13 protein-coding genes are annotated in these 14,098 nt (G+C 73.9%); 2 read left to right on the top strand and 11 right to left on the bottom strand.

Annotation, left to right across the window (positions count from 1 at the left end; translation table 11 throughout):
* Positions 1 to 22 precede the first annotated feature (22 nt).
* Positions 23 to 4,312, top strand: coding sequence for a discoidin domain-containing protein (locus tag O7603_RS20425; protein ID WP_281571405.1), 4,290 nt, complete (start codon positions 23 to 25; stop codon positions 4,310 to 4,312).
* Between the two features lie 62 nt (positions 4,313 to 4,374).
* Here the strand turns inward: O7603_RS20425 and O7603_RS20420 are convergent, their stop codons facing one another.
* The gene (locus tag O7603_RS20420; RefSeq protein ID WP_281571404.1) at positions 4,375 to 5,139 is read right to left on the bottom strand and encodes a crotonase/enoyl-CoA hydratase family protein; all 765 of its coding nucleotides are present in this window, start codon (positions 5,137 to 5,139) and stop codon (positions 4,375 to 4,377) included.
* Between the two features lie 187 nt (positions 5,140 to 5,326).
* Between O7603_RS20420 and O7603_RS20415 the strand changes: the two genes are divergently transcribed.
* Positions 5,327 to 6,178 (top strand): Rieske 2Fe-2S domain-containing protein, encoded by an 852-nt coding sequence (locus O7603_RS20415; protein ID WP_281571403.1) that lies wholly within the window; start codon positions 5,327 to 5,329, stop codon positions 6,176 to 6,178.
* A 301-nt stretch (positions 6,179 to 6,479) separates the two neighbouring features.
* Here O7603_RS20415 and O7603_RS20410 read toward each other — a convergent pair whose 3' ends face one another.
* The 10 genes from O7603_RS20410 to O7603_RS20365 all read right to left on the bottom strand — a co-directional run bounded on the left by O7603_RS20410 (position 6,480) and on the right by O7603_RS20365 (position 14,090).
* Positions 6,480 to 7,694, bottom strand: coding sequence for a LysM domain-containing protein (locus O7603_RS20410; protein WP_281571402.1), 1,215 nt, complete (start codon positions 7,692 to 7,694; stop codon positions 6,480 to 6,482).
* A 14-nt stretch (positions 7,695 to 7,708) separates the two neighbouring features.
* A complete protein-coding gene (locus O7603_RS20405; protein ID WP_281576748.1) occupies positions 7,709 to 8,080 on the bottom strand; it encodes a hypothetical protein in 372 nt (123 codons plus the stop codon).
* 101 nt (positions 8,081 to 8,181) lie between these two features.
* Positions 8,182 to 8,661, bottom strand: coding sequence for a TadE/TadG family type IV pilus assembly protein (locus O7603_RS20400; protein WP_281571401.1), 480 nt, complete (start codon positions 8,659 to 8,661; stop codon positions 8,182 to 8,184).
* Complete coding sequence (locus tag O7603_RS20395; protein ID WP_281571400.1) at positions 8,646 to 9,089, bottom strand: TadE family protein; 444 nt, start codon at positions 9,087 to 9,089, stop codon at positions 8,646 to 8,648. Before O7603_RS20395 ends, O7603_RS20400 begins: the two co-directional genes overlap by 16 nt.
* Before the next feature lie 8 nt (positions 9,090 to 9,097).
* Entirely contained in the window at positions 9,098 to 9,301 is a 204-nt protein-coding gene (locus O7603_RS20390; RefSeq protein ID WP_281571399.1) for a hypothetical protein, read from the bottom strand.
* Positions 9,302 to 9,324: 23 nt separating this feature from the next.
* On the bottom strand, positions 9,325 to 10,197 hold the full coding sequence (locus O7603_RS20385) for a type II secretion system F family protein (RefSeq protein WP_281571398.1): 873 nt from the start codon (positions 10,195 to 10,197) through the stop codon (positions 9,325 to 9,327).
* Positions 10,194 to 11,096 (bottom strand): type II secretion system F family protein, encoded by a 903-nt coding sequence (locus O7603_RS20380; protein ID WP_281571397.1) that lies wholly within the window; start codon positions 11,094 to 11,096, stop codon positions 10,194 to 10,196. The genes O7603_RS20385 and O7603_RS20380 overlap by 4 nt, the downstream gene beginning before the upstream one ends.
* A 3-nt stretch (positions 11,097 to 11,099) precedes the next feature.
* Positions 11,100 to 12,638, bottom strand: a complete 1,539-nt coding sequence (locus tag O7603_RS20375) for an ATPase, T2SS/T4P/T4SS family (RefSeq protein ID WP_281571396.1) — start codon at positions 12,636 to 12,638, stop codon at positions 11,100 to 11,102.
* Positions 12,628 to 13,428 carry a ParA family protein gene (locus O7603_RS20370; protein WP_281571395.1) on the bottom strand — a complete coding sequence of 267 codons (801 nt, stop codon included), beginning with the start codon at positions 13,426 to 13,428 and terminating at the stop codon, positions 12,628 to 12,630. Before O7603_RS20370 ends, O7603_RS20375 begins: the two co-directional genes overlap by 11 nt.
* Before the next feature lie 2 nt (positions 13,429 to 13,430).
* Complete coding sequence (locus tag O7603_RS20365; RefSeq protein ID WP_281571394.1) at positions 13,431 to 14,090, bottom strand: SAF domain-containing protein; 660 nt, start codon at positions 14,088 to 14,090, stop codon at positions 13,431 to 13,433.
* Positions 14,091 to 14,098 lie beyond the last annotated feature (8 nt).

Genomic DNA, 14,098 nt, shown 5'->3' with positions numbered 1-14,098 from the left:
GGGAAGAAGGTGTCCGTCCATCATGTCCAGACTCCGTACCCGAGTGATCGCGGTGTTCGCCGTGGTCGGCCTCGCCGTCACCGCGGCCCCGGCGCCCCCCGCCGTCGCCGCCGGCGGCCCCAACCTCGCCGCCGGCCGGCCCACCTCGGCCAGCAGCACCAACGGTCCGTACGTCACCGCCAACCTGACCGACGGCAACCAGGGCAGCTACTGGGAGAGCAGCGGCGCCCTCCCGCAGTGGGCCCAGGTCGACCTCGGCTCCAGCCAGTCCATCGACCAGGTCGTCCTCAAGCTTCCCGGCTCCTGGGAGGCGCGCACCCAGACGCTCTCCGTGCAGGGCAGCCTGGACGGCAGCGGCTTCAGCACGATCGTCTCCTCCGCCGGCCGGTCGTTCAGCCCGGCGAGCGGCAACACGGTGGCCGTCAACTTCCCGGCCACCAGCACCCGGTTCGTCCGGGTCACCGTTACCGCGAACACCGGCTGGTCGGCGGCCCAGCTCGCCGAGCTGGAGGTGTACGGGGCGACCACCTCGTCGACCAACCTGGCGCTCGGCAAGGCGATGGCGGAGAGCAGCCACTCCGACGTGTACGGGGCCGGGAACGCCAACGACGGCAACGCGGCGAGCTACTGGGAGAGCGCCAACAACGCCTTCCCGCAGTGGATCCAGGTCGACCTGGCCGCCACGGTGAGCGTCAACCGGCTGGTGCTCAAGCTGCCCGGCGGCTGGGGCACGCGCAACCAGACGCTGACCGTGCAGGGCAGCACCAACGGGTCGACGTTCTCCACCCTGGTCGCCTCGGCGTCGTACGCCTTCAACCCGGCCTCGGGCAACACGGTCACCGTGACCGTGCCCACCGCGTCCACCCGCTACGTCCGGCTGCTCTTCACCGCCAACACCGGCTGGCCGGCGGGGCAGCTGTCGGAGCTGGAGGTCTACGGCCCGGCGGCGGGGGACACCCAACCGCCCTCGGCGCCCGGAAACCTCGCCTTCACCCAGCCGGCGCCGGACCAGATCCGGCTGACCTGGGCGGCGTCGACCGACAACGTCGGGGTGACCGGCTACGACGTGTACGCCAACGGCGTGCTCCGGACCAGCGTCGGCGGCTCCACGCTGACCTACACCGACACCCAGCCGGCGGGGCTGACCGTCTCGTACTACGTGCGGGCCAGGGACGCCGCCGGCAACCAGTCGGCGAACAGCAACACGGTCACCCGCACCGGCAGCACCGGTGACACCGTCGCCCCGACCGCGCCCGGCAGCCTGGCCTACACCCAGCCGGCGAGCGGCCAGATCCGGCTGACCTGGACCGCGTCCACCGACAACGTCGGGGTCACCGGCTACGACGTGTACGCCAACGGCGCGCTGCGGGGCAGCGTGAACGGGTCCACGCTGACCTACACCGACAGCCAGCCGGACACGGCGACCGTCTCCTACTACGTCCGGGCCAGGGACGCGGCCGGCAACGTGTCCTCGAACAGCAACACGGTCACCCGCACCGGCAGTACGCCGCCGGACGGCACGAACCTCGCCGTCGGCAAGCCGATCACCGCCTCGTCGGTGGTGCACGTCTTCAACGCGGTCAACGCCAACGACAACGACGTCACCACCTACTGGGAGGGCGCGCCCGGGGCGTACCCGAGCACGTTGACCGTGTCGCTGGGCTCGAACGCCAGCATCAGCTCGCTGGTGGTCAAGCTCAACCCCGACCCGGCCTGGGGTCCGCGTACCCAGACCTTCCAGGTGCTCGGCCGTGAACAGTCCGCGTCCGGCTTCACCACGCTGGTCGGTTCGGCGACGTACTCGTTCAGCCCGAGCAGCAGCAACACGGTGACCATCCCGGTCTCCGCGACGACCGCCGACGTGCGGCTCCAGTTCACCGCCAACTCCGGCTCGTCCAACGGGCAGGTGGCGGAGCTGCAGGTGATCGGGGTCCCGGCGCCGAACCCGGACCTCACCGTCACCGGCATCACCGCGTCACCCGCGGCGCCGGTGGAGACCGACGCCATCACCCTGTCGGCCACCGTCCGCAACGCCGGCACGGCGGCGTCCGCGGCCACCGCGGTCGGCCTCTACCTGGGTTCGACGAAGGTCGGCACGGCCAACGTCGGCGCCCTGGCCGCCGGCGCGCAGACCACCGTCTCGGCGAACATCGGCCCGCGTAACGCCGGCAGCTACCAGCTGATCGCCAAGGTCGACGAGGCGAACACGGTGATCGAGCAGAACGAGGCGAACAACACCTACACGAGCCCCACCGCGCTGACGGTCAGCCCGGTGGCCAGCTCCGACCTGGTCGCCTCGGCGGTGACCTGGTCGCCCGGCACGCCGAGCGCCGGTGCCACGGTCACCTTCTCGGTGACCATCCGCAACCAGGGCACCGTCGCCTCGGCGAGCGGGGCGCACGGCATCACGCTGACCGTGCTCAACGACTCGGGCGGCGTGGTCCGCACGCTCACCGGCTCGTACAGCGGCACCATCGCCGCCGGGGCGACCGCCGGGCCGGTCAACCTCGGCACCTGGACCGCGGCCAACGGCCGGTACACGGTCCGGGTGGTGCTCGCCGACGACGCCAACGAGCTGCCGGTGAAGCGGCAGAACAACACCAGCGACCGGTCGCTCTTCGTCGGACGCGGGGCGAACCTGCCGTACGACATGTACGAGGCCGAGGACGGCTCGGTCGGCGGCGGGGCGCAGGTGCTCGCGCCGAACCGGACCATCGGCGACCTGGCCGGTGAGGCGTCCGGCCGGCGGGCGGTCACGCTCAACACCAACGGCGCGTACGTCGAGTGGACCACCAAGGCGCCCGCCAACGCCCTGGTGACGCGCTTCTCCATCCCGGACGCCCCGGGTGGCGGCGGGATCAACTCGACACTGAACATCTACGTCAACGGGGTCCTGCACAAGCCGATCAGCCTCACCTCGAAGCACATCTGGCTGTACGGCGCGGAGGCCGGCCCGAGCGACTCGCCGAGCGCGGGCCCGCCGCGGCACCTCTACGACGAGGCGAACGTGCTGCTGAACTCGACCATCCCGGCGGGCAGCCGGATCCGGCTCCAGAAGGACCCGGCCAACAGCACCACGTACGCGATCGACTTCATCAACCTGGAGCAGGTCGCGCCGCGCGCCAACCCGGATCCGGCCCGGTACCGGGTGCCCACCGGGTTCAGCCACCAGGACGTGCAGAACGCCCTGGACGCGGTGCGGATGGACACCACCGGAAACCTGGTCGGGGTCTACCTGCCGGCCGGCACCTACGAGACCGCGCAGAAGTTCCAGGTCTACGGGAAGGCGGTCAAGGTGGTGGGCGCGGGCATGTGGTACACCCGCTTCCAGACGCCCGCCTCGCAACAGAACACCGACGCCGGCTTCCGGGTGGAGTCCTCGGCGAGCGGGTCCTCCTTCGAACACCTCGCCTTCTTCGGCAACTACACCAACCGGATCGACGGGCCGGGCAAGGTCTGGGGTGAGCTGAAGGACGTCGACAACATGACGTTGGACAACGTCTGGGTCGAGCACACCGTCTGCGCGTACTGGGGCGTCAGCGTCAGCGGCCTCAAGATCACTAACAGCCGGTTCCGGGACACCTTCGCCGACGCGGTGAACATGACCAACGGGAGCACCAACAACCTGGTCGCCAACTCGGAGGGCCGGTCGAACGGGGACGACGCGTTCGCGCTCTTCTCCGCGACGGACCAGGGTGCGTCGACCGGCAACCACGGCAACGTCTTCGAGAACCTGACCGCCACGCTGACCTGGCGGGCGGCGGGGGTCGCGGTGTACGGCGGCTACGACAACGTGTTCCGCAACCTCTACATCGCGGACATGCTGACGTACTCCGGCATCACCATCAGCTCGCTGGACTTCGGCTACCCGTTCATCGGGTTCGGGGCCAGCCCGCCCACCCGGTTCGAGAACATCTCGCTGATCCGGGCCGGCGGCCACTTCTGGGGCTCGCAGACGTTCCCGGCGATCTGGATCTTCTCGGCGTCGAAGGAGTTCCGCGGCATCCGCGTCTCGGACGTGGACATCGTGGACCCGACGTACTCCGGGATCATGTTCCAGACCAAGTACACCGGCAGCCAGCCGGAGAACCCGGTCACCGACACCGTCTTCACCAATGTCTCGATCTCCGGGGCGCGGCGCAGCGGTGACGCGTTCGACGCCAAGTCCGGCTTCGGCATCTGGGTCAACGAGATGCCCGAGCCGGGTCAGGGCCCGGCGGTCGGCTCGGCCACCTTCACCAACCTGCGGCTGACCGACAACGACGTCGACATCAGGAACACGACCTCGACCTTCACCATCATCCGCAACTGACCACCCCCACCCGGGCGCCGTCGGGAGGATCCACCCTCCCGGCGGCGTCCGCCGTGTCGCGGTTAGTCCGCCGGCGCGCCGTGCCGGCCGGCCCCGGCGGCGAACCGGGCCGCGCCGGCCACCGCGTCCGCCGCCAGCGACTCCATCCCGTACGCCAGCTCGGTCGCCATCGCCGCCGGCTCGGGCAGCCCGGCGCCGGCCCGCACCGCGGCGCGGTCGTTGCGCAGGCAGGCCTGCGGATGTCGGGCGATCTCCGCGGCCAACTCCTCCGCCGCCGTCCGGGCCGTCCCCGGCTCGACCAGCCGGTTGACCAGCCCCATCGCGTACGCCTCACCGGCCGGCACCGGTCGGCCGGTGAGGATCAGATCCATCGCTCGGCTCTCGCCGATCAGCCGGGGCAGCCGCACCGTCCCTCCGTCGATCAGGGGCACCCCCCACCGGCGGCAGAACACCCCGAGCACCGCGTCGGACTCGGCGACCCGCAGGTCGCACCAGATCGCCAGCTCCAGGCCGCCGGCCACCGCGTACCCGGAGATCGCGGCGATCACCGGCTTGCCGAGCGCCATCCGGGTGGGGCCCATCGGGCCGTCCCCGTCCGGCTCGACCCGGTTGCCGCTCGGTGTGCCGATGGCCTTCAGGTCCGCGCCGGCGCAGAACGTGCCGCCGGCGCCGCACAGGACGGCCACCGCCGCGTCCGGGTCGGCGTCGAACGCGCGGAACGCGTCGGCCAAGGCCCGGGCGGTCGGCCCGTCGACCGCGTTGCGGGCCTCCGGCCGGTCCAGGATCACCGTGGTCACCGGCCCGTTGCGCTCGACCCGTACGCCCATCGGCACAGCATGCCGGCGGCAACGCCGGCGCGCCAGGCCCCGGCGTCCCGCGTACGGTCGCTCCGCCGGTCCATCGGGGTGGATCCCGGTGTCGGGTTCCGAGGGCCGGCGCGCCGTCCTCACGTGGCGCTGCGGATCCGTCACCCGCGACCGGTTTGTGGGCGCGGATACCGGGAAGTCGGTACCCGTGCGAGCAGTGTTGACGAAGATTGAGCAGGCATCCGGGCTGGACCGGGTGGGTGACCGTCTGCAGCGGGCCGTGTTGGCGACGCTGCGACCGCAGTGGCTGAAGGACCTGCTGCACGGCGTTCCGCTGGGCCATCCGCTGCACCCGGCGATGGTGCAGGTGCCGGTGGGGGCCTGGATCAGCTCGGCGATCCTCGACCTGATGCCCGGCCAGCGGCGGGCCGCGACCACGCTCACCGCGGTGGGCACGGCGAGTGCCGTGCCGGCGGTGGTGGCCGGGCTCAACGACTGGGCGGCGCTCGCCCCGGACCAGCGCCGGGTCGGCCTGGTGCACGCCGCCGCCAACAGTGTCGGGCTCGCCATTTACGCCGGCTCGCTGGCCGCACGCCTGACCGGCCGGCACCGTCTCGGGCGCACGCTCGGCATGGCGGGGCTCGGCGCGGTGAGCTTGGGCGCCTACATCGGCGGGCACCTGGCGTACAAGCAGGGGGCGCAGGTCAACCAGAGCATCTCCGAGCTGCACCTGATGAGCCCGGGCTGGCATCCCCTCGGCGATCTGGCGAGCGTGCCGCAGCGCCAACTGCTCACCCGGGAGATCGACGACGTCTCGGTCATCCTCTACCGGCACGGCGACGACGTCACCGTCATGCTGGAGCGCTGCCCGCACCAGAGCGGTCCGCTCGGGCAGGGGCAGGTGCAGGAGATCGACGGCCACGACTGTGTGGTCTGCCCGTGGCACGGCAGCACGTTCCGGCTCAACGGCGGCGAGGTCGTGCACGGTCCGTCCGGCAGCGACCAGCAGATCCTGCCCACCCGAATCCGCGACGGCGTGCTGGAGGCCCGGCTGCCCTGAGCGGCGCCCGCTACCGTCCATCGCGCGCGGGCTGCGGCAGCTCTCGTCCATCCGGCGGTCCGGCAGCACCCGGCGGCTCCTTTAGAGCTGATGACGAAAACGACTCACCGGCGGCGTGCGCCCGGTCCGCCGCCCCGGATCCGGGGCAGGTCGACTTTGCCCGAGTGCGTCTCCAGCCGCGCCGACGGGCGGCCGTGCTGAACGCGCCCGGTCCGCGCCCCGGATCGGGGGCAGCTCGACAGGGCCCGAACACATCTCCAGCCGCGCCGACGGGCGGCCATTCCGATGGGCAGGGCCTGCGTCAGTCCCGTCGGTGTCGCCCGGCCGGCAGTTCCCGGGCCGTCGCGTGGGCCCGGGCCGCCGGCCCACTCGTCCCGGCCGCGACCGATCGCCGCTGGGCGGAGGCGGTGGCCCGCCCGCCGGCGGTGGCCGGGCGACGGCGCAACCCGAGCACCGCCCCGATCTGGGCGCCGACGATGCTCGCCACGGCGAGCACGGCGGAGACGGCGAGAGGCCGGTTCACCCGGTCCGGCTCACCGACCCGTGCCGCGCCGACGGTCATCGCGGGCGCGTCGCCGTGCGGCAGCTCGGCAGGCGGATTGCCGGCCGGGGTCTCGGCGGCCGACGGCGGCGGCGCCGGCCGCGTCTCGTGTCCCGGGGCGACCCGCTCGGGGGTCGGCGTCGGGCGCGCCGGCGCGGGACGGGCCACCAGGCGGCCCGTGGCGTGCGGTCGGACGCCCCGGTCGGTGGCCTGCTCGGGCAGCTTGAGCAACTGCCCGGGGCGGATCCGGTCCGGGTCGGCGAGATGGTTCAGGCGGGCCAGTTCGCGGTAGTCGCCGAACTCGTCCAGGTAGCGCTCGGCGACCGCGCCCAGGTAGTCGCCCTTCGCCACCCGGTAGACCGGTGCGCCGCCCGGCGGCGTCACCCGGCCGGTGGGCGCGACCGCCCGCAGCGCCACCGCGTCGGGCGCCGCCGAGGCCGACGGCGGCGCAGCGAGGGCTGACGGCGGCGCAGCGAGGGTCGGCGGCGGTGCCAGCGCCGGTTGGGCAGCCACGGTTGGGGCCCAACCGGCGGCGACGGCGGGGGCCGCCGGGGTGTACGGCTGGGTGGTGGCCGCCGTCGCGGCGCTCGCCGCCGGGGCGGCGGCGACGATCAGCGCGACCGAGCCGACCAGGGCGGCGGCGGCCCGCTGCTGGCGGCTCATGCCGGGCAGCCGGGGCGCCGTCCGGCGCAGCGCCTGGGCGCCCAGCTCGACCAGCACGGAGAAGGTGAAGGTGGCCCACCCGAACCAGCCGGCCAGAGCCAGTGCCCGGAGGAAGAGCTGCCCGTCGTCGCGGCTGGTCAGGGTGGCGCCGATCTCGGCGACGGTCGGTAGGTGGTCGGGCACCGGGTTGCCGGCGAGGGCGAGCAGCGCCACCGGGGCGCCGACCAGCACCCCGCAGAGCACGGCCAGCGCACCGATGCCGGTGAGGACCCGTCCGGTGCGGCGGACGGCGGAGCGACCCGAGTCGGCCATGACTGCCTTCCTTCCTACGGTGCTCGGGTGAGGGCCCGCGCGGTCGCCTCACCCGAGACGGTGACGGTGTCGTCGAAGCCGAAGAGGCCGAGCATCGAGCGGCGGTAGGTGATGGTCACCCGGACCCGGATCAGCGTCTCGCCGTCGACGACCGGGAAGGTGACCGTGTGGCCGGCGGTGTCGGCGGCGGCGAGGTAGTCGGCCACTGCGGCGCGGGCCTGCGGCTCGTCGATCCGCTTCGGCCCGCCGGCGATCGCGGTGGCCCGGTCGATGGCCTGCCCGCCGGACCGGGCCGCCTCGGCGGCCAGGTTGTCGGCGCGTTGCAGGGTCCGCAGCTGGCCGGCCCCGTCGAAGGAGAGGCCGATGATGGCGAGTACCCCGACCATCGCCACGGCGAGGAAGATGCTCACCCGCCCGGCGTCGCGGTCCCGCGCGGGCCGCCAGCCGACCGCCGTTGGCGAACCGGGGCGTACGAGGTGTGGGGCGGTCATCCACGGCTCCGGTAGCGGTCCAGAGGTGAGGTGAAGCTCGCCGTCACCCGATTGCCGCTCGGCATCCCGGGCAGGACGGACAGGTGCAGGTCGCGGTAGGAGACCGTGCAGGCGACCCGGACGGTGACCGTCGCGGACTGCCCGGGCGGGCTGCGGAAGGCGGCGGCGAAGGTGGACGGGCGGCCGCCCACCGAGCCGGTGAAGGTCAGGGTCGGGGTGCCGTCGCAGTTCAGGCCCCGCCAGTTCAGTTGCCGGACGGCCGCGTCCCGCGCCTCGGCCCGGGCGGTGCGCGCGTCCCGGGAGATCGACGCGGCCCGGGCGGCGTCGTGCGCGGCGGCGTCGAGCGCCTCGGCCGCCACCGCGGTACGCCCGGCGGCCCCGGCCAGCACCAGCAGTGCGATGAAGGCCGGGGCGAGCACCGCCACCTCGATGGAGACCGAGCCCCGCCCGGCGTCGCGGCTCACGGCGTCGTCCACCGCTCCACCGTCCCGTGCGCGGTCTGTTCGACCGGGAAGGTCACCAGCGGTACGACCGACAGCGACCTGCCGCGCACCGTGCACGTCACCTCGGTGGCGCTGGTCTGGCAGGTGGGCCCGGGCGACTTCCAGCCCACCAGCCAGTCGCCGGAGACGGTGAGGAACCGGGTGGCCCGCCGTAAGCCGGCGTCGGCGGGGGCCTGGTGCACCCGCTGGGCGTTCACGGCGCTCTGCGCGGCGTTCAGCGCGGTCGAGCGGGCCACGAACCAGACGGCGACCTGGATCGAGGCGAACAGCAGCAGCAGGATGGCGGGCAGGACGACGGCCAGCTCGACGGGGTTCGCCCCGCCGTCCCGGCCACCGGCCGCCAGGCGCCGCCGGGCGGCCGCGACCGCCCGGCGTACGCCCGACCGGATTCCTCGGCACATCGGTCGCGCTACTTCGGGTCCTGGTGCTTCGGGATGTTGCTCATCCAGTCGTTGGCGCTGGCCAGGGCCGCCGCGGTGACCGCCATCGCGACCGCGACGAGGCCGAAGATGATCACCGCGGTCGGCACCGGGCTGTCGCCGCGCTCGCCGTCGCGGCGCAGTTCGGCGAGGCGCGCGGCCAGCGCGACGTGCAGGTAGGTGACGAGGTGCATGACGTGCTCCTTCTCGATCGGGGTCAGAGACGGGCGATGAACGGGTAGATCGCGAAGCCGAGCAGGACGAAGACGAGCAGCGCGCCCGGGATGTCGAGGCGACTGGTCACCCCCTCGGCCCGGGCCAGGTTGTCGGTGCGGATCTGGTCGCGCAGCGAGTCGGCGCGGCTGCGCAGGGTCTCGTGGACCTGCGCTCCCTCGCTGCCGGAGGAGCGCATGATCGCTCCCACGTCGCCCAGCTCGGGGATGCCGATCCGGTCGGCGAGTTCGCGCAGCTCGTCCCAGGGCGAGTGCATCTGCATCTGGGCGATGCGCAGCGCCTCGGAGATCCGGTCGAAGACCCAGCCGTCACAGACCGCGGCGGCCCGCTCCAGCGACTGCACCGGGCCGTGCGCGGCGGAGAGCTGCAACGCCACCAGGTCCAGGTAGGTACAGACGGCCTGGCGGAACTCGTCCCGCGCGGTGGCGGCCCGGGCCAGCACGGAGTGGTGCGCGATCAGCGCGGAGAGCAGGGCCAGCCCGAGACTGCCGAGCACCGGCACCACCACCGGCAGCCGGACGCCGACGGCGAACAGGGTGGCGCTGAGCAAGGTCGGCGCGGCCAGCCCGATCAGCGTGGAGAGCAGCACCGACAGGGCGTACTGCTCGGGGGTCTGGTCGATGAGCGCGAGCTGCCGGTGCGGGGGCCGCAGCCACCGGGACAGCCCGGTGAGCCACTCCAGCCGGCGGTCGGCGCGCCCGGCGAGTGGACCGGTGCCGGGCGGCTGGTGCAGCCGGCGCAGCGCCGGACCGAGCGCCGGCGTGGCCGGCACCAGCTCGCGGACGACGAGGAACACGCCCAGCCCGACGGCCGCGCCGCCGCCGACGGCGATCCCGAGCTGCCAGTTCAGAATCATGCGATCGCCTCCTCCGGGTCGGGGGCGGGCAGGAAGCGGGCCGGCCGCTGGGGCTGGCTCATCGACCGCACCCAGGCGAGCAGGCCGACGAACGCGGCACCGAGCGCCGCCATCACGAGTTGCCCGGTCGGCGTGCCGTACGGCCAGATGTACTCGGTGTTGAGCAGCCCGTAGCCGATGGTGGCGAGGGTCATCCCGGTGAGGAAGCGGACCGCGAACCGGGGCTGGGTGCGCTTCGCCTCGACCTCCCGCCGGGTCGCCACCTCGGCGGCCGCCGCCGCGGCGATCGAGCCGAGCACGTCGCCGAGCCGCTCACCCCGGTCGGTGAGGTGCAGGATCAGCGCCGCCACCACCTGGTCGCAGACCGGGTCGGCGATCTCGTCGGCGAAGGCGAGCAGGGCGGAGCGGGCCAGCCAGCCGGCCTGGAGCCGGGCGGCCAGCAGCCGTACCTCCTCCTCGATCTCCTCCGGCGCGGTGCCGACGGTGCCGATGATGGACTGTTGCAGCCCCTGCCCGACGGCGGACACGTCCTTGAGTCGACGCGTCCACTCGCCGACCGCCTCGATCCGGGCGATGGCCCGTTGCTCGGCGCGGCCCACGTTGAACAGCCACGGCGTGCCGGGCACCGCCACCGCCACCAGCAGGCCGACCACCGGTAGGCCGGTGAGCAGGAAGGCGAGCGCGCCGGCCGCCGCCGCACCGACCAGCAGAGACTGGTGCGCGCGCCGCTCCCGGGGCGTGCTGCCCGAGCCGTGCCAGAGCCGGCGCAGGCCCGGGCCGGCGCCAGGGGCGCGGCCGGGTGGTCGCCGGGTGCCGACCAGGGCGACGACCGCGAGCAGCAGGCCGGCCACACAGGCGGCCCCCGAGACGACCGCGATCAGTTCGACGTTGTCACGCACGGGTCACCGCCGGCCCAGTCGGCTCTGCCGGGGACGCCGCCACGCGCCGGTGCCGGCCTCGATCCACCGGCTCAGCAGCCGGGCGTCGTAGCCGACCCGGAGCAGCTGGTCGCGTACCCGCTCGGGCAGGTGCCGGGGGACGGCCCGGCCGTCGGGCCCGGGGCCGAACACGCTGGTGGTGGTGATGCGGCCCTGTTCACCGGCTCCGATCACCTCCTCGACGTGCGAGACGAACCGGTGCTTCCGCCCGCCGATTCCGGTCTCGTCCTCGACCGTCACGTAGACGATCAGGTCGAGTGCGTTGCCGGCCATCCGGCGCGCCTGGTCCACGGTCATCTCCCGCCCGTGCGCCAGCGCCAGCTCGACGATCCGCTCGCTCACCCCGGCCGGGGTACGGGCGTGGATCGTGCACATCGAGCCCCGGCTGGTGGTCATCGCCTGGAGCATCGGGACGATCTCCCGGGACCGGACCTCGCCGACGATGATCCGCAGCACGCCCATCCGCAGCGAGACCGGGATCAGGTCGGCGATGGTCACCTCACCGGCCGGGCGGCCGTCCAGACCGCGCTCGCCGTGTCCCTCCCGGGCCTCGAAGCTCATCACCGCCCGATGCCGCGACCGCCGGCGGGCCGGCAGCAGCTCCCGGCTCTCCTCCAGCAGCACGTACGGCTCGTCCGGCGGGATCTCGTTCATCAGGGCCCGGATGACCGTGGTCTTCCCGGCCCCGGCGAGCCCGGCCACCATGATGTTCAGCCCGGCCCGCATGGACGCGCGGAGGAAGTCGCGCAGCAGCGGGTCGATCATCTCGTCCAGGTCGGCCCGGGAGCCGGCGATGTCGTCCAGGCCGACGTCGAGGGTGTTGTGCTTGCGGATCACCGCGTACGGGCGGTGGCTGACCAGGAACACCGCGGCGAGCCGGCTGCCGTCGGGCAGTTGCAGGTCCAGAGTGGGCTTCGACGTGGAGAGCGAGCGTTCGGTGGCCCCGGCCCGCCGGGCCGCCGCCTGGAGGATCTCCACGAGCTCGGCGTCGCTGTCCGCGATCGGCTCGGCCCAGTCGACGCCGCCGCCGTGGCGGGTGATGCGCACCTGGTCGCAGCCGAGGATGTGCACCTCCTCGATGGTGTCGTCGACCAGCAGGGTCTGCAGCCGGCCGAGCCCGACGAGTTCCGCGGTCACCTGGTCGAGCAGCAGGCGCTCCTCGTCGGCCGGCATCGGCGTGCCGGCGCGGCGGACCGAGTCGGCGTACCCGGCGACGACCGCCACGGCGAGCCGGGCCCGCTCGGTGTCCTCCTCGTCGACGGTGAACTCGCGGCCGCGCTGCCAGAGGGTGAGCCGCTCGGTCAGCTCGCGGCGCAGCTCGCGGACCACGTGGAAGTCGATTCGGGGCCGGGGCGGTGGCTCGGGCTGCGGCACGGCCGCCGTCGCCGGGAGCGCGGGCGGCGGCGGGTGCTGCCGGCCGTGCGCCGGCGCCAGCGGCGGCACGGTCGACGTCGCGGCCGGCGGCTGCCGGCGCGGATCCGTGGAGACCGGTTCAAACCGCATCCGGCACCCCCTGCTGGACGGGCCAGGCCAGCCGCGCCCGGCGGCGGTCCAGCAGGGTCCCGACCGGCACCTCCAGGGCGCCCGCGGCGCGCATCAGCGGCCGCCCGGCGCGGACCGTACCGCCGAGGGCGAGCACCCGGGCGGTACGCGGGTCGTCGGGCAGTCGCGCGATCACCGGCAGCCGCAGCGCGCGGCTGATCTCGGTGCGCCCGTGCCCGTCGCCGATCAGCAGCAGCCGCAGGCTGCCGGCCGGTACCCGGTGCTCGGCGAAGTCCCGCTCGATCGCCTTCACGGTGGCTTGGGCGCCGGAGAGGTCGGGCAGTTCGGACCGGGTCACCACCAGCACCACCGAGGCGGCGCGCAGCAGCGGCCAGGGCGGGTTGGCCACCTGCAGCCGGCCGCAGTCGACCAGCACGTCGTACGGGGGTGTGCCGCGTTCCAGCCCGGTGAAGAAATCGGCGAACCGTTGCCACAGCGGGCTGACGCTGCCGGACTGGGCCGGGTCGACCACCCCGGGCAGCAACAGCCGTTCCCGGCGCGGCGCGTCCAGGTCGACCAGCTGCGACCAGAACGCGGTGTCCAGATTGCCGTCGCGCAACTCACCCACGGCCAGCTCGCCGATGCCCCGTGGCCCGTCGAGCGCGCCGCCGAGGAAGCCGGCGAGGATCGAACCGCCCGCCGGGTCGCACTCGGCGAGCACCAGCCGCCGGTGCCACGTCAGCGCGGCGGCGAGCGCCGCGGTGGTGACCCCCGGCGAGCCCTTCGCGGAGACCAGCGCGATGATCGCCATTCTCAGGCCGCCTCGGTCAGCACGACGGCGATCCGGTTTTGCGCGTTCAGCGCCACCACCGCCGGCACGTCCCGGACGGCGAGCGCCAGGTAGACCACCACCTCGTCGTCGTCCGAGGTGCTGGTGTCGATCACGGTCGCCTCGAACCGGGTGCCGGCAACGGAGGGCGGGCCGGTGGCGTCGTCATCCGGCGTGCTGACCAGCAGGACCTTGTCCCCGGGGTGCAGTCTCCGGGCGGGCACCTCGGCGGCGTCCAGGCCGAGGGCCACCTGCTGCTGACCGGGGCCGAGCAGCGGGTCGTCGGTCAGCTGGGCCAGGGTCAGCAGGGTGCCCGGGGTCAGCGCCACGGCGGCCCGCTTGCCGACCACCTCGTCGAGCCGGTCGGCCGGCACCGGGGCCAGTCCGGTCCCGCCGGACACCTGCACGGACACCAGGTCGTCGGCGACGAGCTGCCGGCCGACCTCCACCGCGCGGGACACCGCCAGGTAGCTCCCGGTGGCCCGGACCGAGGTGACCGCGAACGCGGCCCCGAGCCCGCCGAGCGCGATGAGCAGCACGGCCAGGCCCAGCAGCCCGGGGCGGGTCCGGCGCTGCCGGACCACCTTCGGCGGGTTGACCGGCGGGTCCACGGTCCCGGTCCCGTTACGCGTCGCCAGGCTCACCGGGCCAC

Origin of the sequence: Micromonospora sp. WMMD812 (assembly GCF_027497215.1) — a bacterium.
In the GTDB taxonomy this organism is placed as follows: domain Bacteria; phylum Actinomycetota; class Actinomycetes; order Mycobacteriales; family Micromonosporaceae; genus Micromonospora.
The sequence above is the reverse complement of the archived record's forward strand: the minus strand, read 5'-3'. Positions and strand labels throughout refer to the sequence as shown.